17 protein-coding genes, 2 tRNA genes and 3 pseudogenes are annotated in these 19,910 nt (G+C 69.3%); 16 read left to right on the plus strand and 6 right to left on the minus strand.

The genetic code is table 11. The features are described 5' to 3' along the window. Positions 1-18 precede the first annotated feature (18 nt). Genes LPA41_RS20110 through LPA41_RS20120 form a run of 3 tightly spaced genes read left to right on the plus strand, consistent with a single transcriptional unit; the run spans position 19 to position 2,530 of the window. A complete protein-coding gene (locus LPA41_RS20110) occupies positions 19-963 on the plus strand; it encodes an ABC transporter ATP-binding protein (RefSeq protein ID WP_229072191.1) in 945 nt (314 codons plus the stop codon). Next, on the plus strand, positions 963-1,721 hold the full coding sequence (locus LPA41_RS20115; RefSeq protein ID WP_229072192.1) for an ABC transporter permease: 759 nt from the start codon (positions 963-965) through the stop codon (positions 1,719-1,721). Before LPA41_RS20110 ends, LPA41_RS20115 begins: the two co-directional genes overlap by 1 nt. Continuing rightward, positions 1,721-2,530, plus strand: a complete 810-nt coding sequence (locus tag LPA41_RS20120; RefSeq protein ID WP_229072193.1) for an ABC transporter permease — start codon at positions 1,721-1,723, stop codon at positions 2,528-2,530. The genes LPA41_RS20115 and LPA41_RS20120 overlap by 1 nt, the downstream gene beginning before the upstream one ends. A 100-nt stretch (positions 2,531-2,630) precedes the next feature. On the opposite strand, the gene LPA41_RS20125 is transcribed toward LPA41_RS20120, so the two are convergent. Further along, a complete protein-coding gene (locus LPA41_RS20125) occupies positions 2,631-3,746 on the minus strand; it encodes a YihY/virulence factor BrkB family protein (protein ID WP_229072194.1) in 1,116 nt (371 codons plus the stop codon). Positions 3,747-4,127: 381 nt separating this feature from the next. Between LPA41_RS20125 and LPA41_RS20130 the strand changes: the two genes are divergently transcribed. The 7 genes from LPA41_RS20130 to LPA41_RS20160 all read left to right on the plus strand — a co-directional run bounded on the left by LPA41_RS20130 (position 4,128) and on the right by LPA41_RS20160 (position 13,113). Next, a complete protein-coding gene (locus tag LPA41_RS20130; RefSeq protein WP_374238185.1) occupies positions 4,128-5,318 on the plus strand; it encodes an ROK family protein in 1,191 nt (396 codons plus the stop codon). Between the two features lie 212 nt (positions 5,319-5,530). Then, positions 5,531-7,066 (plus strand): sugar ABC transporter ATP-binding protein, encoded by a 1,536-nt coding sequence (locus LPA41_RS20135; protein ID WP_229072344.1) that lies wholly within the window; start codon positions 5,531-5,533, stop codon positions 7,064-7,066. A 24-nt stretch (positions 7,067-7,090) separates the two neighbouring features. Then, positions 7,091-8,110, plus strand: coding sequence for an ABC transporter permease (locus LPA41_RS20140; RefSeq protein ID WP_229072196.1), 1,020 nt, complete (start codon positions 7,091-7,093; stop codon positions 8,108-8,110). 21 nt (positions 8,111-8,131) lie between these two features. Then, positions 8,132-9,169 carry a substrate-binding domain-containing protein gene (locus LPA41_RS20145; protein WP_229072197.1) on the plus strand — a complete coding sequence of 346 codons (1,038 nt, stop codon included), beginning with the start codon at positions 8,132-8,134 and terminating at the stop codon, positions 9,167-9,169. An 11-nt stretch (positions 9,170-9,180) separates the two neighbouring features. After that, positions 9,181-10,365, plus strand: coding sequence for a Gfo/Idh/MocA family protein (locus LPA41_RS20150; RefSeq protein ID WP_229072198.1), 1,185 nt, complete (start codon positions 9,181-9,183; stop codon positions 10,363-10,365). Positions 10,366-11,031: 666 nt separating this feature from the next. Then, positions 11,032-11,922 carry a sugar phosphate isomerase/epimerase gene (locus LPA41_RS20155; RefSeq protein WP_229072199.1) on the plus strand — a complete coding sequence of 297 codons (891 nt, stop codon included), beginning with the start codon at positions 11,032-11,034 and terminating at the stop codon, positions 11,920-11,922. A 186-nt stretch (positions 11,923-12,108) separates the two neighbouring features. After that, on the plus strand, positions 12,109-13,113 hold the full coding sequence (locus LPA41_RS20160; RefSeq protein ID WP_229072200.1) for a sugar phosphate isomerase/epimerase: 1,005 nt from the start codon (positions 12,109-12,111) through the stop codon (positions 13,111-13,113). An 89-nt stretch (positions 13,114-13,202) separates the two neighbouring features. Here the strand turns inward: LPA41_RS20160 and LPA41_RS20165 are convergent, their stop codons facing one another. Beyond that, on the minus strand, positions 13,203-13,550 hold the full coding sequence (locus LPA41_RS20165; RefSeq protein ID WP_229072201.1) for a hypothetical protein: 348 nt from the start codon (positions 13,548-13,550) through the stop codon (positions 13,203-13,205). A 206-nt stretch (positions 13,551-13,756) separates the two neighbouring features. Here LPA41_RS20165 and LPA41_RS20170 point away from each other — a divergent pair. The 5 genes from LPA41_RS20170 to LPA41_RS20190 all read left to right on the plus strand — a co-directional run bounded on the left by LPA41_RS20170 (position 13,757) and on the right by LPA41_RS20190 (position 16,286). Beyond that, positions 13,757-13,832 (plus strand) — tRNA-Asn (locus LPA41_RS20170). Positions 13,833-14,190: 358 nt separating this feature from the next. After that, positions 14,191-15,462: an NAD(P)/FAD-dependent oxidoreductase gene (locus tag LPA41_RS20175; RefSeq protein WP_229072202.1), complete on the plus strand. Its 1,272-nt coding sequence runs from the start codon at positions 14,191-14,193 to the stop codon at positions 15,460-15,462. After that, positions 15,459-15,629: a hypothetical protein gene (locus LPA41_RS20180; RefSeq protein WP_229072203.1), complete on the plus strand. Its 171-nt coding sequence runs from the start codon at positions 15,459-15,461 to the stop codon at positions 15,627-15,629. The genes LPA41_RS20175 and LPA41_RS20180 overlap by 4 nt, the downstream gene beginning before the upstream one ends. 50 nt (positions 15,630-15,679) lie before the next feature. Next, a tRNA-Ile gene (locus LPA41_RS20185) sits at positions 15,680-15,753 on the plus strand. 380 nt (positions 15,754-16,133) lie between these two features. Further along, on the plus strand, positions 16,134-16,286 hold the full coding sequence (locus LPA41_RS20190; RefSeq protein ID WP_229072204.1) for a hypothetical protein: 153 nt from the start codon (positions 16,134-16,136) through the stop codon (positions 16,284-16,286). A gap of 54 nt (positions 16,287-16,340) precedes the next feature. Here the strand turns inward: LPA41_RS20190 and LPA41_RS20195 are convergent. Then, a pseudogene (locus tag LPA41_RS20195) lies at positions 16,341-16,676 on the minus strand (transposase); the annotation flags it as partial. Between the two features lie 30 nt (positions 16,677-16,706). After that, positions 16,707-17,033 (minus strand): annotated as a pseudogene (locus LPA41_RS20200) (integrase core domain-containing protein); the annotation flags it as partial. A 46-nt stretch (positions 17,034-17,079) separates the two neighbouring features. On the opposite strand from LPA41_RS20200, the pseudogene LPA41_RS20205 reads away from it, so the two are divergent. Continuing rightward, positions 17,080-18,456: pseudogene (locus tag LPA41_RS20205) on the plus strand (IS30 family transposase). Here LPA41_RS20205 and LPA41_RS20210 read toward each other — a convergent pair. Both LPA41_RS20210 and LPA41_RS20215 read right to left on the minus strand, forming a co-directional pair. Continuing rightward, entirely contained in the window at positions 18,353-19,081 is a 729-nt protein-coding gene (locus tag LPA41_RS20210; protein ID WP_229072205.1) for an IS3 family transposase, read from the minus strand. The pseudogene LPA41_RS20205 and the gene LPA41_RS20210 sit on opposite strands and share 104 nt — an antisense overlap. Then, positions 19,078-19,395, minus strand: a complete 318-nt coding sequence (locus tag LPA41_RS20215; RefSeq protein ID WP_229072206.1) for a transposase — start codon at positions 19,393-19,395, stop codon at positions 19,078-19,080. The genes LPA41_RS20210 and LPA41_RS20215 overlap by 4 nt, the downstream gene beginning before the upstream one ends. Positions 19,396-19,910 lie beyond the last annotated feature (515 nt).

Consider the following 19,910-nt stretch of genomic DNA (forward strand, 5'->3'; position numbering starts at 1 on the left):
CCTCCTTAGGGTCGGGGTGTGACTTCTTCCACCCAGTCCGGCACCCCCCTCATCCACGCGCGGGGTCTGGTCAAACGGTTCGAGTCGTTCACCGCCGTCGACGGCATCGACGTCGACGTGCGGGCCGGCGAGGCGTTCGGTTTCCTCGGTCCCAACGGCGCCGGCAAGAGCTCGACCATGCGCATGATCGGCTGTGTCTCACCACCCACCGAGGGCGTGCTGCGGATCCTCGGGCTGGACCCGCGGCGCGACGGCCCGGCCATCCGGGCCCGGCTCGGCGTCTGCCCGCAGCTCGACAACCTCGACGTCGAGCTCACCGTCCGGGAGAACCTGACGACCTATGCCCGGTTCTTCGGCATCCCGCGCAAGGTGGCCCGCGCCCGCGCCGACGAGCTGCTCGACTTCGTCCAGCTGACCGAGCGCGCCGGCAGCCGGGTCGAGCCGCTCTCCGGCGGCATGAAACGACGGCTCACCATCGCCCGGGCCCTGGTCAACGAACCCGACATCGTGCTGCTCGACGAGCCGACCACCGGCCTCGACCCGCAGGCCCGGCACCTCGTCTGGGAGCGGCTGTTCCGGCTCAAGCAGCAGGGCGTCACGCTGGTGCTGACCACCCACTACATGGACGAGGCGGAGCAGCTCTGCGACCGGCTCGTGGTGATGGACGGCGGCCGCATCGTGGCCGAGGGCTCGCCGCGCTCGCTGATCGAGCAGTACTCCACCCGTGAGGTGGTCGAGCTGCGCTTCCCGACCGAGGACCAGGGCGCCTACGCGGCGAAACTGTCCGAGCTCGCCGACCGGGTCGAGGTGCTGCCCGACCGGATCCTGCTCTACGTGGCCGACGGCGACGCCGTGCTCGCCGAGGTGCACCGGCGCCTGCTCAACCCGGCCAGCGCGCTGGTCCGCCGCAGCAGCCTGGAGGACGTGTTCCTGCACCTCACCGGCCGGACGTTGGTGGACTGATGACCGCTTCGGCCTATGTGCTCGAATACCACCTGGTCAACTACCGCCGGACCTGGCGGTCGAGTGCTCTCTCCACGCTGGTGCTGCCGCTGCTCACCATGGTCGGTTTCGGTCTCGGCGTCGGCGGCTACGTGACCGGCGGTGTCGACGGCGTCAGCTATCTGGACTGGATGGTCCCCGGCCTGATCGCGTCGACCGCGGTGCAGGCCGCGATCGGCGAGTCGACCTGGCCGGTGCTCAGCTACTTCGAGTGGCTCAAGGTCTACTTCGCGCAGGCCGCGGCGCCGCTGCGGGTCGCCGACATCCTGGGCGGTCACCTCGCCTTCATGATGTTCCGGGTGCTGCTGAGTGTGGCGGCGTTCCTGCTGGTGGCAGCCCTGTTCGGCACGTTGCGGTCACCGTGGGCGGTCGCCGTGCTGCCGATCGCGGTGCTGACCGGGCTGGCGGTGGCGGCGCCTGTCACGGCCTACAGCGCGTCCGTCTCCAGCGACAGCTACCTGGCGATCCTGATCCGGTTCGCGGTGCTGCCGATGTCGCTCTTCTCCGGGGTGTTCTTCCCGGTCGAGTCGCTGCCCGGGCCGTTGCGCGCGGTGGCCTACTTCCTGCCGCTCTGGCACGGCGTCGACCTGAGCCGGGCCGCGACGCTCGGGGTCGCCCCCGGCCTGGACGGCCTGTGGCAGCTGCTCTATCTGTTCGCCTGGTGCGCGGCGGGCTGGTTCCTCGCGCTGCGCCGGTTCCGCCGACGGCTGGTGGTGTGATGCTGACCCTGGTTCTGCCCCGACTTCTCTCGTTCGAGGGCATGGGGCGGCGGTCCGCCTCGGTGGCCGAGCGCAACGTGGCAGCCCTCGGCTCGGCGTACTGGCTGGTCATGCTCGGCGGCTTCCTCGAGCCGGTGCTCTACCTCTTCTCGATCGGCGTCGGGGTGGGCAAGCTGATCGGCGACATCACGCTGCCCGGCGGCGAGGTGGTCGACTACGCGACGTTCGTGGCGCCGGCCATGCTCGCGGCCTCGGCGATGAGCGGGGCGCTCTCCGAGACGACCTTCAACTTCTTCGGGAAGATGAAGTTCATGCGGCTGTACGACGGGATGCTCGCCACGCCCGTCCGGCCGATCGAGATCGCCCTCGGTGAGCTCGGCTGGGCGATGATCCGCGGCAACATCTACTCCGCGGCGTTCCTGGTCATCATGGTCGCGATGGACCTGACGACGCCGGCACGCGCCCTGGCCGCCTTCCCCGCCACGGTCCTGGTCGGCTTCGCCTTCGGTGCGGCCGGCATGGCCACGGCCACCCTGATCCGCAGCTGGCAGGACTTCGACCTGATCGGGTCGGCGCAGTTCGCGCTCTTCCTGTTCTCCGGCACGTTCGTCCCCGCCACGGCCTACCCCGAGGTGGTGCGCTGGCTGGTCGAGGTGACCCCGCTATACCGGTCCGTCGACCTGGTCCGCGGCATCACGACCGGCACGGTCGGCTGGATCCAGGTGGTCGACGTGCTCTATCTGCTCGTTCTGACTGCTCTGGGCCTGACGGTGGCCGGCCGCCGGATGGGCCGGCTGCTCTGCAAATGACACCGCCGCCGTCCCGCTCGGCGGGTCCCTGCGGCACGACGACTGAAAAAGCCGAGGGCCGGCCGACCGCGTGTGCGATCGACCGGCCCTCGGCTTTCACTCAGCCCTGGCTCAGGCCCTGCTCGCTGCCCTTCTTGAGCTTGCGGTCGTCACGCAGCTGCAGGAACGGCTCGTCGTCGGGGGAGTGGCCGGCGGCGATGGCCCGGCCGCGTTCCAGCTCCGCGTCCAGTTCGGCGCCGAGGAGGATGGCGATGTTCGAGATCCAGAGCCAGACCAGGAAGGCGATGACGCCACCCAGGGTGCCGTACGTCGCGTTGTAGTCGGCGAAGTTGGCGAGGTAGATCGCGAACGCCGCGGAGGCGATCACCCACAGCAGCACCGCGAAGATGCCGCCCGGGCTCACCCAGCGGAAGCCGCCGGTCTTGGCGTTCGGCGACGCCCAGTAGAGCACCGCGAACATCAGGCTGACCAGCGCGATCAGGACCGGCCACTTGGCGATGTTCCAGGTGGTCACGGCGGCCGAGCCGAGCCCGATCCAGTCGCCGACGACCTGGGCGAGGTCACCGGTGAAGATGACGATCGCGGCCGAGGCGATCAGCATGACGCCGACCAGGGCGGTCACGCCGACCCGGATCGGCAGGGTCTTCCAGATCGGCCGGCCCTCCGGCACGTCGTAGATGGCGTTCGAGGCCCGCATGAACGCCGCGATGTAGCCGGACGCCGACCAGAAGGCGACGAGCACACCGATGATCGCGGCGAGCCCGGCCTTGCCGGTGCCCTTGACCTGGCTGAGCACGGTGTCGACGAGGTCCCGCAGCTGCTGGTTCGGGGCCAGCTCGTTGACCGCGTCGGTCACCGCCTTCTGCCCGTCGTTGCCGAGCAGACCCAGCAGCGAGACGATCACCAGCAGGCCGGGGAAGATGGACAGCACGCCGTAGTAGGTGAGTGCGGCCGCCCAGTCCGAGATGTTGTCCTCGGAGAACTGCTTGAAGGTCCGCTTCACCGCGGCGAAAAGGCCCTTCGACCGCAGCTCGCCAGGCCCGTCCGGGCCCGCGTCCGGGCTGGGGGCGGCAAGGTCGGGGGTACGGTCCTCGCCCGTCCTGGTGCTCGCGGCGGCGGACACGTCGTAGTCGGCGGCACCCCGGTCGCGGGCCTCGGAGGCGTCGCGGCCGCCCGCTGCCGCGGACTGCTTGTCATGGTCGGGGCGAAGTTTCATCGAGGGCCTCCTGGGGCGGACCGGAGCACTGCGCCGTTCGGCTTGCCGCGCCGTCCGCTGCGGCGGCGACATGCGACTACGGCATGTGCAGGGAGTTCCCCGTGTGGGTCCGCGCTAACCCGGCGCGGCCACTCCCGTGTGGTTCGGCCTCGACCCCGCTGGCTGGTCCCGTGTGGTTCGTCGTCAACTCAGCCTGGCCGGTCCCGTGCGGGTCGGCGTCCGGTGGCGGCGGATGACGAAGTGCCCGGCGGGACTTTGTCGATCACTACGGCCAACTTTCGCCAATATTTGCAAAAGTTTGTGTTGATCAAGAAAAAGGTATGGCTCGATGAGGCGGAACCACCCTAGTGTGACCGGCGTAACAAGCTGTTAACGCCGGAGGTGTTCGTGTACCTGCCCGCGGCTCCCCACCTGCGACTCTTGCGCCTGCTGCGCGACGAGGGTCCGGTGTCCCGCGCCGAGCTCGGTGATCGTCTTGAGCTGAGCCGGCCCCGCCTGCTCGCCGAGGTCGCCCGACTCGTCGCCGCCGAGCTGATCGTCGAAGCGGGGATGGCGGCGTCCCGTGGCGGGCGCCGGTCGACCCTTGTCGAGTTGCACCCACGGCTGCGGTTCGCCGCGGTCGACATGGGTGCCACCTCGATCGACGTCGAGATCACGAACGGGCGGCTGGAACCGCTCGCGGCGTACCGGGAACCGGTCGACATCCGTTCCGGACCGAAGGCGATACTGCAACGGGTCCACGATCTGCTCGCCAAGGCGAAGGTCGAGGGCGTCTACGAGAAGCTCGACGGGGTGGGTGTCGGTGTGCCCGGCCCGGTCAGTTTCCGTGACGGCGTCCCGGTCTCCCCGCCGATCATGCCGGGCTGGGACCGTTACCCGGTCCGGGAGCTGCTGACCCGGGAGTACGGCTGCCCGGCCGTGGTCGACAACGACGTCAACATCATGGCGATCGGGGAGCGGCACGGTGGGGTCGCCCACTCGGTCGACGACTTCCTGTTCGTCAAGATCGGCACGGGCGTCGGCTGCGGCATCCACCTGGCCGGTGGCGTGTTCCGCGGGGTGGACGGTTGTGCCGGCGACATCGGGCACATCCAGGTCGAGACGAACGGCCCGGTCTGCACCTGCGGCAACACCGGGTGTCTGGAGGCCCTCTTCGGCGGTGCGGCACTGGCCCGGGACGCCCTGGCCGCGGCCCGGTCGGGGGAGTCGCCGGCGCTGGCCGCGCGGCTCGGTGACGGCCGCAAGGCCACGGTCACCGCGCGGGACGTCGCGGACGGCGCGGCCGAGGGTGACATCACCTGCATCCGGCTGATCCGCGACGGCGGCCGCCGGGTGGGCAGCGTGCTTGCCACCCTCGTCTCGTTCGCCAACCCGTCGATGATCGTCATCGGGGGCGGGCTGGCGCAGCTCGGTCATGTGCTGCTCGCCGAGATCCGCAGCGTGGTCTACCGCCGGTCCCTCCCGCTCGCCACCGGCAACCTGCCGGTGGTCCTCTCCGAACTGGGCAACCGGGCCGGGGTGACCGGCGCCGCGGTGCTGGCCAGCGACGCCGTCTTCGAGCAGGCGTCATGACCGGCCCGGAGGAAACCCGCCCGGAGGGAACCTGCTCGCCGGAGACCGACCCGGAGGAAACCCGCCCGGAGGGAACCCGCTCGCCGGAGACCGGCCCGGCGGAGGCCCGCTCGGCGGAGACCGGCTTGGCGGAGACCGGCTTGGCGGAGACCGGCTCGGCGGAGGTCCGCCCGGCGGAGGTCCGCCCGGCGGACGGCGCCCGGCCGGTGGAGATGGGAGACGACGGGCAGGGGGACGGCGACGTGGTGCTCCGGCTCCGCGACGTGGTCAAGGTCTTCCCCGGCGTACGCGCCCTCGACGGCGTCCAACTCGACGTCCGCGCCGGTGAGGTCCACTGTCTGCTCGGCCAGAACGGCGCCGGCAAATCCACCCTGATCAAGGTGCTGGCCGGTGTGCACCACGCCGACGCCGGTGAGGTGACCTGGCTGGGGGAGCAGTTCGCCCCGGCCACGCCGCAGGCCGCGATGCGGGCCGGGATCGCCACCATCTATCAGGAACTGGACCTGGTCGACGACCTGTCGGTGGCGGAGAACGCGTTCCTCGGGCACGAGCCGAGCCTTCTCGGCTTCACCCGCCGACGGGTCACCGCGTCCCGTACCAAAGAGATTCTGGCCCGGCTCGGCCACGCCGAGATCTCGCCGCGCCGGATGGTCCGCACCCTGCCGGCCGCCGCCAAGCAGGTGGTGAGCATGGCCCGCGCGCTCTCCCACGACGCCCGCCTGATCGTGATGGACGAGCCGAGCGCGGTGCTGGCCCACGACGAGGTGGACAACCTGTTCCGGATCATCCGGGAGCTGACGGCGAACGGGATCGCGGTCATCTACATCTCGCACCGGCTCGACGAGATCCGGGAGATCGGTGACCGGGTGACGGTGCTGAAGGACGGCCGGACCACCGCGGCGAACCTGCCGGCGCGGACCACCCCGACCCGCGATCTGGTGGGCCGGATGACGGGCCGCTCCATCGAGTACGTCTTCCCGCCCCGCAGTGGTGAGCCGGGCAAGGATCCGCTGCTGGTGGTGGAGAACCTGACCCGGCACGGTGAGTTCGCCGAGGTGAGCCTGAGCGTGCGGCCCGGCGAGATCGTCGGGGTGGCCGGGCTGGTCGGTTCGGGGCGCTCGGAACTGCTGGAGACGATCTTCGGCGCCCGCCGGGCGGAGTCCGGCACGGTCACGGTCGAGGGCAAGGCGGTGCGTGGCGTCGGCGCCGCGGTCCGGGCCGGCATGGGGATGGCCCCGGAGGAGCGCAAGAGCCAGGCGCTGCTGCTCGACGAGCCGATCTACAAGAACATGACGCTCGCCTCGTTCTCCCGGTTCGCGAAGGTGGGCTTCACCGACGTGAGCGGGGAACGGGCGGCGGCCGAGCGGACCGCGGAGTCGCTGGAGCTGCGCCCGAAGGGGGACGTGAACCGTCCGATCCGGACGCTGTCCGGCGGCAACCAGCAGAAGGTCGTGGTCGGCCGCTGGCTGCTCGGCGGCACCCGGCTGCTGTTGCTCGACGAACCGACCCGGGGTGTCGACGTGGGCGCCCGGGCCGAGCTCTACCAGGTCATCCGCGGCTTGGCCGCGAACGGCGTGGGGGTGCTGCTGGTCTCCAGCGAGGTGCCCGAGGTGCTCGGTCTCGCCGACCGGGTGCTGGTGATGCGGGAGGGCCGGCTCATCCATGAGGCGCCGGCCGGCGAGATCGATGAGGACACCGTTCTGAACCTCGTGATGGCGGGGTCGCTTCTTGAAGGGGAACCGGCGTGAGTTTGCTTGCGAGGGGAGCGCGGCATGGCCACTGAGACGGCGCGCGCAGCCGAGACGCGTACCGGCCATGAGCGCCGGCGTCTGGACGAAGGCATCGTGCGCAACCTGGGCCTGGTCGCCGTGCTGGTGATCCTCGTGATCATCGGGATCATCACCAGGCCGGAGCTGTACGGCGATGCGACGTGGGTGCGGAACAACGTCCTGACGATCCTTCAGCAGGCGTCCGCGATCGGTGTGGTCACGGTCGGGATGACCTTCGTGATCATCGGTGGTGGCATCGACCTGTCGGTGGGGGCGATCATCGCGCTCGCCGCGGTCTGGTCGACCACTGTCGCGACGCAGGCCTTCGGTGCCGCCGGCATGATCTTCACGGCGCTGGTCGTCGGTGTCGGGGTGGGACTGGTCAACGGGGTCCTCATCGCGTACGGAAAACTCGTCCCGTTCATCGCGACGCTTGCCATGCTGGTCGCCGCCCGCGGTCTCGCCGCGCAGATCTCCGGCAAGCAGACCCAGATCTCCGAGAGCTCGGTGATCAACGGGATCGCCACCACCAAGATCCTCGGCATCCCGCTGCTTGTGATCATGTTGGGTCTCGTGGTGGCGGCGGGTTGGGTGCTGCTGAACCGCACGACGTTCGGCCGCCGCACGGTCGCGGTCGGCGGCAACCCGGAGGCCGCCCGGCTCGCCGGCATCAACGTGAAGCGGCAGACGCTGCTGCTCTACATGCTCTCCGGTCTCTGCTGCGGTATTGCCGCGATCATGCTGACCTCGCAGGCGACGAGCGCCCAGGCCGCGATGGCGAACCTGTACGAGCTCGACGCGATCGCCGCGGCCATCATCGGCGGCACGCTGCTCAGCGGCGGCCGGGGCACCATCATCGGCGCCCTCTTCGGGGTGCTGGTGTTCTCCACCATCACCAACCTGTTCGCCATCAACAACCTCTCCACCGAGGTCCAGAACATGGTCAAGGGCGGCATCATCGTCGCCGCCGTCTTGGTCCAGCAGTTCCGTTATCAATCGCTCACGCAACTGTTCAAACGATGAATTACCGAGACGGGAGCAATAATGTCCGCATTGTCCCGTAGGCGCATTCTGTTCGGCGGCGCTGCCGTCGGCACCGGCGTCCTGCTCACCGCCTGCACCAGCAATGACACCGGAAATCAGGCCCAGGTCAACACGAACAGCGGCAACGAGAACGCCGCACCCGGCGACAAGGTGGTGATCGGCTTCACCGCTCCGGCAGCCGACCACGGCTGGATCGCCGCCATCACCAACAACGCCAAGGCCCAGGCCGGGCAGTACTCCGACGTCGAACTCAAGGTCACCGAGGCCGGCTCGGACGCTGCCGCCCAGCGCGCGGCGATCTCCACGATGATCGCCGAGAAGCCCACGATCATCGTGATGCTGCCGCACGACGGCAAGGAGCTGAACGCGGCCGCCGAGGAGGCGATGCGCGCCGGCATCCCGGTCGTCAACCTGGACCGGGCGTTCCCGTCGCAGGACGCCTACCGGCTCCAGATCAAGGGTGACAACTACGGCATGGGGCTGGCCGCCGGTTCGTACATCGGTGAACAGCTCAAGGCCAAGGGCGTCAGCAACCCGATCATCGGGGAGATCCCCGGCATCGACTCGCTGGAGCTCACCCAGGAGCGCACGAAGGGCTTCAACGACGCGCTCGCCGTCTACGGCTTCAAGGTCACCAACCGCCGGCCCGCCGACTTCACCATCGACGGCGGCCAGAAGGCGGCGACCGACCTGCTCCAGGCGCTGCCGCGGATGGACGCGCTCTGGAACCACGACGACGACCAGGGCGTCGGTGTGCTCGCCGCGATCAAGCAGGCGAACCGCGACGAGTTCTTCATGGTCGGCGGCGCCGGCGCCAAGTCCGCGATCGACGCGATCACCGCGGACGACAGCGTGCTCAAGGCGACGGTCACCTACAGCCCGTCGATGGCCTCCTCGGCCATCTCACTGGCCCGGTTGATCGCTCAGGGCAAGGGCATGAGTGACCTGGTGGAACTGCAGGTTCCCAAGGAGATCACGCTCGCTTCCGAGACGATCACCAAGGAGAACGCCGCACAGTACGCCAAGCTCGGGTTCTAAGAGGGGGCAACATGTCGCAGGACCTGCGAGTCGGCATGGTCGGCTACGCGTTCATGGGGGCCGCGCACTCGCAGGCCTGGCGTACCGTCAACCACGCGTTCGACCTGCCGTTGCGCGCGCGGATGTCGATGGTGTGCGGCCGCTCCGCCGACCAGGTGGCCCAGGCCGCCGAGCGGCTGGGCTGGGCCGGTCACACCACCGACTGGCGGGCGCTGGTGGAGAGCGACGAGATCGATCTGATCGACATCTGCACGCCGGGGGACACGCACGCCGAGATCGCGCTTGCCGCGCTTGCCGCCGGCAAGCACGTCCTCTGCGAGAAACCCCTGGCCAACTCGGTGGCTGAGGCGCGGGAGATGGCTGCGGCCGCCGCCCACGCCCAGACCCGGGGTGTACGGGCGATGTGCGCCTACAACTACCGGCGGGTGCCCGCTGTCGCGCTGATGCGGGACATGGTGGCCGCCGGCCGGATCGGCGCCGTCCGGCACGTCCGCGCGCAGTACCTCCAGGACTGGATCGTCGACCCGGAGTTCCCGCTGGTGTGGCGACTGCGCCGGGAGATCGCCGGGTCGGGGGCGCTGGGTGACATCGGCGCGCACATCGTCGACCTGACCCAGTTCGTCACCGGCCAGTCGATCAGTTCGGTGTCGGCGCTGACCGAGACGTTCGTGCGCAAGCGCCCGCTGCCGTCGGCGTCGGCCGGCCTGGCCGCGTCCGCGAACGGGACGGTGCTCGGCGACGTGACGGTCGACGACGCCGCCCTGTTCCTGGCCCGGCTGGACGGGGGAGCGGTCGCCACGTACGAGGCGACCCGGTTCGCGACCGGCCGCAAGAACGCGTTGCGGGTCGAGCTCAACGGCGCGCTCGGCTCGCTCGCTTTCGACTTCGAGCGGATGAACGAGCTGGAGTTCTACGACGCCACCCGGCCGGCCGCCGAACAGGGCTTCAGCCGGATCCTGGTGACCGAGCCCGAGCATCCCTACATGGGTGCGTGGTGGCCGCCGGGTCACGGCATCGGGTACGAGCACTCCTTCACCCACGAGGTCCGTGACCTGATCGAGGACATCGCGACCGGCCGGGAGCCGGCGCCCTCGTTCGCCGACGCGCTGCGCGTGCAGCTCGTCCTGGACGCGGTCGAACGGTCCGCCGCGGCGGGCACCTGGGCCGACGTGGAGTCGGTCCTGGCGCCGGCTTGAGCGGGACCGGCGGTTTTCGCCGGCCGGCTTGAGCCCGGCCGGCGGTTTCCGGGCCGGCCTCGGGCCGGACCCGGTCTTCGGACGGGCCGGATTGCGAAATTTTCCGGTTCGAGCCGGACAGCGACATCGATGTGCCGGTTCGGGTCTGCCCTGCCGGGAGCGTCCCGCCGGGGTCGGCGAGGGACGGCGTGGTTGCGCCCCACGCCGGTCGGCCGCGGCGGGTGAGTGCGGATGCACGGGGTGACCCGTGCATCCGTACCGGCGTGCCGAGGCACGTGGCGAACGCACGGGCAGGCGCCCAGTGCATGTCCGTTTGTGCACAGTCTGAACACTACGACTGTCCGACTTCGCCCTTCCCGGTGCTGATTGCGAAACCTACTCGCTGGTCACCCCCGCCATAATCATTGGCGTCAGTCAATTGCACAGGCCGCTTCAGATCATGTTGCCGCCGCTCAGCATGTCGCACGGCGGGTGCGCCGGTGATCCGTCATGCGACGCAGTCTCGTATCCGAGGACATGCATTCCACGGATGGAGGCGGCGATGACAGACCTGCGGCACGGCAGTGGTCGATCCGAGGCAGGTCTCCGGATGGTCCATACTGGAGGCGTTAGCACGAGCGGATGCACGTGCACCTGCACGGGAAAGCTCGTCCGGGGAGGAAATTGATGCGGCTGCGCCATCCCTCCGGCCGGACCGTGCACCTCAGCTGCGGTGTCAGCCTAGTCGACGCGGAAACGCCGTCGGCCGGGCTGGAACGGCTCGAGGCGGCCGCCGCCGACCTGCGTTCCCACTGCGGCACCGGCGTCCTCGGCGTGGCGCTGCGACTGCCGTACCCGCTCGCCGCCGCCCTCGCCGACGACGGGCGCGCCCGCACCCGGCTGCGTGCCGAACTCGACGCCAGAAGGCTTGAGGTCGTCACGCTGAGCGGAGTGCCCGACGCCGAGGGCGGCGGCGACGAGAACCCGGCCGACTGGAGCGAAATCTCCCGGGTCCGCCACACGCTCGCCCTGGCCCGGATCCTGGTCGACCTGCTGCCCGCCGAGGAGGTCCGCGGCGCGATCGCGACCTGCGGGCTGGGCCGGGCCGACACCTGGCCCGAGGAACGGCAGAAAGCCGCCGCCCGCCACCTGTCCCGGCTCTCCGGCGGCCTCGCCGACCTCGCCTGGCGGGTCGGCCGGGCGGTCCGGTGCGGGTTCCAGCCCGGCCCCGGCCGGGTGCTGGACAGCCCGGACCAGATCGTCACCGCACTCACCCGGGTCGACAAGGACCGCCTCGGCATCTGCCTCGACCTCGCCACCGTGGTGCGCGACTGGCCGGAGCCGGCGGAGGGCATCGACCGGCTCACCGACGCGGGTCTCTCCGTCATCACCGCCCGGATCACCGACCCCGCGTCCGGCTGGCAGCCCGTCCTGCGTCACCTGCTGGCCGCCGACACCGCCCGCACCGAGTACGTGGACGTCGACACCCCCGGCGGTGCGGCCGACCTGCCGTACATCCTGCGGGAGCTGACCGCCCTCGGCCTCGCGCCGGAACACCAGCCCTGCACCGCGCCCTGATCGCGATCTCGGTCTTTCGCGGGCCGCTCGCCCCGCCGTAGAGTCCACGTGGGGCCGTCGCCGCGACGTGCGGGCCCGGCGGGAGGCGCAAACCCGCCGGCCACATCCCGCCTCGCCCGGCGTGGTGCCGCCCCCGGGGCCGGTTCTCCCTCACCGGCCCGCCACCGCAGCAACGAGGGAGGGACCATGGCACGACCCATCACGCTCTTCACCGGTCAGTGGGCCGACCTGCCGTTCGAGGAGGTCTGCCGGCTCGCGTCGGAGTGGGGTTACGACGGGCTGGAGATCGCCTGCTGGGGCGACCACTTCGAGGTCGACCGCGCGCTCAACGAGGACGGATATCTCGACCGCAAGCACGAGCAACTCGCCAAGCACAACCTGAAGTGCTGGACGATCTCCAACCATCTGGTCGGGCAGGCGGTCTGCGACCATCCGATCGACGAGCGGCACCAGGACATCGTGCCGGCGGACATCTGGGGCGACGGCGACCCCGAAGGCGTACGGCAGCGCGCGGCCGAGCGGATGAAGGACACCGCTCGGGCGGCGGCACGCTTCGGCGTGAACACGGTCGTCGGCTTCACCGGCTCGTCCATCTGGCACACCGTGGCGATGTTCCCGCCGGTGCCGGCCTCGATGATCGAGCGGGGTTACGCGGACTTCGCCGACCGGTGGAACCCGATCCTCGACGTCTTCGACGAGGTCGGCGTCCGGTTCGCGCACGAGGTGCACCCCAGCGAGATCGCGTACGACTACTGGACCACCCGGCAGGCGCTGGAGGCGATCGGCAACCGGCCGGCGTTCGGGCTCAACTGGGACCCGTCACACTTCGTCTGGCAGGACCTGGACCCGGTGAACTTCATCCTCGAGTTCCGGGACCGGATCTACCACGTGGACTGCAAGGACGCGAAGGTCCGCACCGGTGACGGGCGGCGCGGGCGGCTCAGCTCGCACCTGCCCTGGGCCGACCTGCGGCGCGGATGGGACTTCGTCTCCACCGGGCACGGCGACGTGCCCTGGGAGGACTGCTTCCGCGCGCTGAACAGCATCGGGTACGACGGTCCGCTCTCGATCGAGTGGGAGGACGCCGGGATGGACCGGCTGGTCGGCGCCCCCGAGGCGCTGAAGTTCGTGCGAGGGCTGGCCTTCGACGCGCCGTCGGCCGCGTTCGACGCCGCCTTCTCCACCCGCTGACCCTTCTTACGGGCCCTTCGCCGGGCTGACCGGAGACGTCGCAGGGCCGCCCCACGCCAGGTGTGGGGCGGCCCTGCGACGAACCGGAATCAGTACGTGGTGCCCGTGCTGCCGGTGCTGGTGCTGGTGCTGCTCTTCGAGCCGGCGAGCGAGTCGCTGGGCGCGAGCAGCTCGTCCGTGGTGTCCGTGCTGGACGTGGTGCCGGTCGTGCCGGTGTTCAGCTTCTCACCGAGCTTGGACGACTGGATCTTGTCCTTGCCCTCGGTGTAGAGCTTGTTGGCCTGCGCCTGGGCGACGCCGGCGGCCTCCTGGACCGTGGGGTTCTCCCAGATCTTCTGGGCGTTGGCCCGGATCTCCTCGTACTTCTCCCGGCCGGCACGGCTGCCCAGGACGAAGCCCGCGCCGAGACCGGTGAGGAACAACAGCTTTCCGCGCATGGTGGCGGCTCCTTCCGTTGATGACGCCCGTGCGTCTGCCGGGGTGCATACCCATCCTGTCGGGGCGATACTCCCGTTCTCCGGGTTTCTCGGATGTCGGACCGACACCCACCCGTCGGTGGGTATCCCCGTTGCTGAGTACCCCGGATGGTCATGTAGTCTGTTCTCCGTCGCCAGGGAAACCGGGCGGTGCAGGAACTGAGCAGTCCCCGATAGCTCAATTGGCAGAGCAGCCGGCTGTTAACCGGCAGGTTATTGGTTCGAGTCCAATTCGGGGAGCCAAACACAACCCCAGGCCACGTGCCTGGGGTTTTCTGCTGTCCGGGGTCTTCGGCTGTCCGTCTTCGGCTGTCCGGGTCTTCTGCTGTCCGGGGCCGGCCGGGTCGATCGCGGTGTCGTGTGTCCGACAGGCCTGTGGGGGCGGGACGGCGATCGCCCTCCTCCGGGCCATGGGGTACGGGTCGCCCGTACTCCCGTTTGATCTTCGGGCTTGCCCTCGCCCTGGTTCGTCGCCCCTGCCGGCCTGCGCCTTCCTGAGCTTGCGCCGTCCCGGGCCTGCGCCTCCGCTGGCTTTCGCCTCCCCGGCCGGGCGTGCCCGGTTACGCTGAGTTCCGTCTTGAATGCAGCATGTGAGGTGGTTATGTCGCAGCCGGTAGAGGTGGACGTCGTCATCGTCGGCGGCGGGCTCGCCGGGCTGGCGGCTGCCCGCAGACTCGACCGTGCCGGCGTGGAATGGCTGCTCGTGGAGGCCTCCGACCGCATCGGCGGGCGCGTCGCCACCGACGTGATCAACGGCTGGCACCTGGACCGCGGCTTCCAGACGATCAACACCGCCTACCCGCGGCTCGCCGCGCTCGTCGACGTGGACGCGCTGGACATGCGGTACTTCACATCCGGCGTGCTGGTGCGCCGCTGCGGCAACCTGCACCGGCTGGAAAACCCGCTGCGCCAGCCCCTCACCACCCCGCAGACGCTGCTCTCCGGCGCCGGCACCTTCGCCGACCGGCTCAAGTTCGCCGCCCTCGCCACCCGGTGCGCCACCCTGCCCGTCGGCAAGCTCCTCGACATGCCGGAAACCACCACCCAGGAGATGCTGCGGCGCGCCGGCCTCTCCCACCGGATGATCGAGGAGGTGCTGCGGCCGTTCTTCTCCGGCGTGTTCGCCGACCGCTCCCTCGACACCTCCAGCCACGTCGCCGCGATGGTGTTGCGCTCCTTCACCCGAGGCCGGATCGGGGTACCCGCCGCCGGGATGGCCGCCCTGCCCGCCGCCATCGCCGGCCCGCTGCCCTTCCCGCAACTCCTGATCGGCGCGCGCACCCTCTCCATCGGACCCGGCCTCGTCGTCACCGAAGGCGGCGAAATCCACTGCCGGGCCGTCATCGTCGCCACCGACCCCGTCTCCGCGGCCGAACTGCTGCCGAACCGCCTGCCGCGACCCGACGTGCACGGGATCACCACGTTCTACTTCGGCGCGCCGCAAGCACCCATCGACGAGCCGATCATTCTTCTCGACGGCGACCGGCGCGAAATCATCGCGAACACGGTGGTGATGAGCAACGCGGCCCCCGAGTACGCGCCCGGCGGCATGAGCCTCATCGCAGCCAACGTCGTCGGCGTCTCCGCACCCTCGCCCGCCTCGGAGACGGTGATCCGGGTGGAGTTGTCCCGCATCTACGGCGCACCCACCGACGACTGGGAGATGCTCGAAGTCATCAGCATGCCGCACGCCCTGCCCGCCGCCCGCACCCCACAGAGCCGCCTGCGCAAACCGGTAGCCCTCGGCGACGGCCTCTTCGTCGCAGGTGATCATCGCGACAGTCCCTCCAGCCAAGGCGCCCTCGCCGGCGGCTGGCGCACGGCCGGCGCGGTCCTCGCCTCCCTCGGCGCTCGAACGGGGGTGACATCATGAGCGACTTCAACCCGGAAAATTACGCCGAATTCACCACACAGGACGGCCCCGAAGAGCCGAGCGTGGGCGACGACGACCAACCACGCATAGAAGACCTGCAACCCCCGGACATGGTCGTCGACCCGGCCCGCCAGATCATTCTCCTGCCGAAATCCCTGGTGCGCTGATAGATCGCTAGTCTTCCGAGCCGGGCACGGGATAGGATCGCCGCCGGTAAGGGGCGGTAGCTCAGTGGGTTAGAGCAGGGGACTCATAATCCCTCGGTCGCGGGTTCGAGTCCCGCCCGCCCCACTCTTGTCTGCCTGGGGGCGACCCCCAGACCCCGCGGTGCGGTGGTCGCGCTTCGCGGGTCGGTTCGGTGGGCGGCCGCCATGTGGCGTGGGTGGCCTCTTCCTTTGGGCCGGTCCACCGTGACAGTGTCCCGAAGGGCACGTACTTCGGCCTGTCACTGCGACGACGTCCAGCATTACGTCAACGTGCTGCCTGCGGCGTTCTGACGCTGCGTTTCGCACCTAGTGCGGCAGCCGCCGTTCGTGAGGTGACCTCGGATCCCGCGGGAACGAGGACGGCCACGGCATGATCGTCTGTGCGTTGTGGACACAACATCAGACCTTGCGGTGGCCCAGGGCCACAGCGTAGAGCCTGCCCAGTGGCGACGAACCATCGACCTGGTGGTCGAGTCGTTCGCCGGCCGGTTCTGCCGGGTCGAGCCTCGCCGGTCGGCCGCTGGGTTCGTCACCGGCCTGCTCGCCGACCTTCAGATCAAGACCTGCGGCGGGGATGAGCTGCGAGAACAGGCTCCGGGTGGTGGACGCGGCCGGTGATGCGCTGACCGTCGACTCCGGGCGGGAAAACGGTGTGACTCGATTTGTTGAAGGTCAGTTACGGCCTGCGGTGAGGCGTCCTTCGAAGGCGAGGTCGAAGGCGTTTAGGGCTGGTTTCCAGCGCATGGTCCAGCGGCGCTGGCGGTGCCGGTCGGGTCCAGGGCCATCACGGCGAGGTAGACGCATTTCAGGGCGGCCTGTCGTTCGGGAAGTGCCCGCGGGCCGGACGGCCCGGCGGATGCGGGCGTTCACGCTCTCGGTCGCATTCGTCGAGCAGACGACCCTGCGGATCTCGGCGTCGAAGGCCAGGAACGGCACGAACTCGGCCCAGGGGTTCTCCCAGAGCCTGACGATCACCGGGTATTTCCCGCCCCAGACCTCGGCGAGCTCCATGTCAAGCCCCGGGTTTGATGGAGTTGGTTAGCTGTTTTTCAGAGGTGCGGTGACCGGGTGGGTCATCGCGTGCAGGGCTTCGTGTTCGGCGGGTGGGACGTGTCCGAGTTCGCCGTGCAGGCGTCGGTTGTTGTACCAGTCGATGTACTCGACGGTGGCCATTTCAAGGTCGTCGAGTCCGCGCCATGGACCTCGGTTGCGGACGAGTTCGGCTTTGAACAGGGAGTTGAACGCTTCGGCCATCGCGTTGTCGTAGGAATCGCCCTTCGAGCCCACCAAGGCGACGGCGCCGGCCTCGGCAAGTCGCTGGCTGTAGCGGATCGCTCGGTATTGGGTGAGTTCAACCGGTCGTCGCAACACTCGGGGTATGGGAGTGTTGACGGGTCGGCCTGCAGGGTGGATGAAGACATTGACGGGCAGAGCGGCGATGAAGTCGCCGGGGGCACCGGCACTGCGACGCGAAGTCGAGCGGCTGTTCTGGCGTGAGATCCGGAAGGGTCTGCCCTGCGAAGATGCTGCTAACGCGGTCGACGTGTCACAAGCAGCAGGTGCCCGATGGTTCCGGCAACGTGGCGGTATGCCGCTATTCATGGTCGCGCCGGTCACCGGCCGGTACCTGTCGTTCGCCGAGCGCGAAGAGATCGCCGTGCTCAACGGTCAGGGCCTCGGCATCCGTGAGATAGCCCGCGCAGTAGGCCGGGATCCGTCGACGATCTCGCGGGAACTGCGCCGCAACGCGGCGACCCGCGGCGGCGAGCTCGACTATCGCGCGTCGGTGGCGCAGTGGAAGGCCGACCTGCTCGCGCGACGCCCGAAGGCGTCAAAGCTGGTCACGAACGAATGGCTGCGCGAATACGTGCAGGAACGTCTCTCTGGTCACGTCCGCCGCGCCGATGGAACACCGGTGCCCGGCCCGGCCGCGGCGCCGTGGAAGGGACGCAACAAGCCGCGACGCCAGGACCGTCGCTGGGTCAGCGCGTGGAGTCCGGAGCAGATCGCGCGCCGGCTGCGCATCGACTTCCCCGATGATGAGGACATGCGCATCTCGCACGAAGCGATCTACCAGGCGCTGTTCATCCAGGGCCGGGGCGCGTTGAAGCGCGAGCTGGTCGCCTGCCTGCGGACCGGGCGCGCCCTGCGGGTGCCACGCGCCAGGGCCCGGCAGCCTCGCGACGGCATGGTCACCCCCGAGGTGATAATCACGGAACGGCCCGCCGAGGCAGCGGATCGCGCTGTGCCTGGCCATTGGGAAGGCGACCTCATCATCGGACTCGACCGATCCGCGATCGGCACCCTTGTAGAACGCACGACCCGCTAAACGATGCTGCTGCACCTGCCTCGCATGGAGGGCTTCGGCGCCGAACTGCGCGTGCACAACGGCCCGGCGCTGGCCGGCCGGGGCGCCGCAGCTGTCCGCGACGCGATCACCACAACGATCACCATGCTGCCGGATCAACTGCGCCAGACGCTGACCTGGGACCGCGGGAAGGAACTCGCGCAACACGCCCAGCTGACCATCGACACCGGCGTGCGGGTCTACTTTGCGGACCCGCACAGCCCGTGGCAACGCGGCACCAACGGGAACACCAACGGCCTGCTGCGCCAGTACTTCCCGAAAGGCACCGACCTGGCCCGCTGGAGCCGCGACGACCTCGATGCGGTCGCCGCAACACTCAACAACCGACCACGTAAGACACTCGGCTGGCAAACACCCGCCGAAGCCATGAACGAGCAGCTACTGTCAGTACAAAGCAGCGTTGTTGCGACGACCGGTTGAATACGGGTTGGACGCCCCGGTCGGAGTGGTGGACCAGGTTGCGCAGGTCAGCGTTGTGGTTCTCGCGGCGCCAGATCGCCGTCTTCAGCGCGTCGAGGGCAAGATCGGTGTAGAGCGACGTGGCGACCTGCCAGCCGACGATCAGCCGGGAGTACACGTCGAGGACGAACGCGGCGTAGACCCAGCCGACGCTGGTGCGCACGTAGGTCAGGTCGGCGACCCACAGCTGGTTCGGATGCTCCGCGGTAAAGTCACGTTTGACCAGGTCACGTGGCCGGTCGGTCTCAGCGGCCGGCCGGGTCGTGCGCGGTGGCTTGTCGCGCAGCAGTCCGCGGAGCCCGGCTGCTCGCATCAGCCGCTCGACCGTGCACCGGGCCACCGCAACGCCGCGTCGATGCAGTTCGTGCCAGATCTTGCGGGCACCGTAAACGCCGTAGTTTTCCGCGTGGATCCGCTTGATCAGCGTGGTCAGCTCGTCATCGCGCCGGGAACGGGCCGAGGCCGGGCGGTTCCTGGCGGCGTAGTAGGTCGACGGTGCGATCTGTGCCGGCGTGTCTTCGAGCGCCTGCAGGACCGGCTGGACACCATGTTCTTCCTGTTGAGAGTCGACGAAGGCGACCTTCATCGCGACGGACGGTCCAGCTCCGCCGCGAAGAAAGACGCCGCGGACTTCAGGATCTGATTCGCCCGGCGCAGCTCACGATTCTCCCGTTCAAGAGCGGCGAGACGTTCCGCGTCGCCGCTGGTGGTGCCCGGCCGGTCACCCGCGTCGATCTCGGCTTTCTTCACCCACGTCCGCAACGCCTCCGGATGAATCCCGAGCTGGTCGGCGATCCGCCGGATCGCCCCGACCGCGGACGCCGGATCCCGGCGGGCCTCGACCGCCAACCGGGTCGCACGCTCACGCAGTTCATCGGGGTACTTCTTCGGTGCCGCCATAGCTCGATTTTCTCCCAGGTTCGGATGTCTCCATCAAACCCGGGGCGGAACATCCTCAGCTTATAGGTCATGCTCGCCGACATCCAACGTGAGTACGCCGGGGCTGGACTCGCGGTGATCTGGGCACAGGCACCGTGTCATCGACGGATCGCTGGCAGGCATCGTCAAGCCGTACAGGCGGCCAAGGAAATTTCCAGCCACCCCCTGCGACTAGCAGCGGTGCAGTATTGCTCGGGGGAGGGGACCTGGTTGGAGCAAAAACTGTAGAGAGGCGCTTCCTCCTGCCGCGCGGTAGTTTCCACCGCAAGTTCACTCAAGCGAGAGGGGTTGATGCCGATCTGGGCGATGTTGCATAGCGTGACGCGGTGATACGCACCCGGTGTTCCAGCGCGTCGCGTCTCCCGCCTCATTTTTACGGGCTTAAGTTCGGTAGGGTTGCGTGGTTCAGAACGAGTGAAACTGCGGCCCGGCTGTCGGGTCGGGTGATGCAGTTTCTGCGATGGAAGGCAGATGAA

This window comes from Actinoplanes sp. DH11 (assembly GCF_020873875.1).
Taxonomy (GTDB): domain Bacteria; phylum Actinomycetota; class Actinomycetes; order Mycobacteriales; family Micromonosporaceae; genus Actinoplanes.

What these genes read in the sequence shown, in the direction of transcription:
- LPA41_RS20115 (WP_229072192.1), top strand. Translation starts at nt 963, where the DNA reads ATGACCGCTTCGGCCTATGTGCTCGAATACCACCTGGTCAACTACCGC.
- LPA41_RS20120 (WP_229072193.1), top strand. Translation starts at nt 1,721, where the DNA reads ATGCTGACCCTGGTTCTGCCCCGACTTCTCTCGTTCGAGGGCATGGGG.
- LPA41_RS20125 (WP_229072194.1), bottom strand. Translation starts at nt 3,746, where the DNA reads ATGAAACTTCGCCCCGACCATGACAAGCAGTCCGCGGCAGCGGGCGGC.
- LPA41_RS20135 (WP_229072344.1), top strand. Translation starts at nt 5,531, where the DNA reads ATGGGAGACGACGGGCAGGGGGACGGCGACGTGGTGCTCCGGCTCCGC.
- LPA41_RS20140 (WP_229072196.1), top strand. Translation starts at nt 7,091, where the DNA reads ATGGCCACTGAGACGGCGCGCGCAGCCGAGACGCGTACCGGCCATGAG.
- LPA41_RS20145 (WP_229072197.1), top strand. Translation starts at nt 8,132, where the DNA reads ATGTCCGCATTGTCCCGTAGGCGCATTCTGTTCGGCGGCGCTGCCGTC.
- LPA41_RS20150 (WP_229072198.1), top strand. Translation starts at nt 9,181, where the DNA reads ATGTCGCAGGACCTGCGAGTCGGCATGGTCGGCTACGCGTTCATGGGG.
- LPA41_RS20155 (WP_229072199.1), top strand. Translation starts at nt 11,032, where the DNA reads ATGCGGCTGCGCCATCCCTCCGGCCGGACCGTGCACCTCAGCTGCGGT.
- LPA41_RS20160 (WP_229072200.1), top strand. Translation starts at nt 12,109, where the DNA reads ATGGCACGACCCATCACGCTCTTCACCGGTCAGTGGGCCGACCTGCCG.
- LPA41_RS20165 (WP_229072201.1), bottom strand. Translation starts at nt 13,550, where the DNA reads ATGCGCGGAAAGCTGTTGTTCCTCACCGGTCTCGGCGCGGGCTTCGTC.
- LPA41_RS20175 (WP_229072202.1), top strand. Translation starts at nt 14,191, where the DNA reads ATGTCGCAGCCGGTAGAGGTGGACGTCGTCATCGTCGGCGGCGGGCTC.
- LPA41_RS20180 (WP_229072203.1), top strand. Translation starts at nt 15,459, where the DNA reads ATGAGCGACTTCAACCCGGAAAATTACGCCGAATTCACCACACAGGAC.
- LPA41_RS20210 (WP_229072205.1), bottom strand. Translation starts at nt 19,081, where the DNA reads ATGAAGGTCGCCTTCGTCGACTCTCAACAGGAAGAACATGGTGTCCAG.
- LPA41_RS20215 (WP_229072206.1), bottom strand. Translation starts at nt 19,395, where the DNA reads ATGGCGGCACCGAAGAAGTACCCCGATGAACTGCGTGAGCGTGCGACC.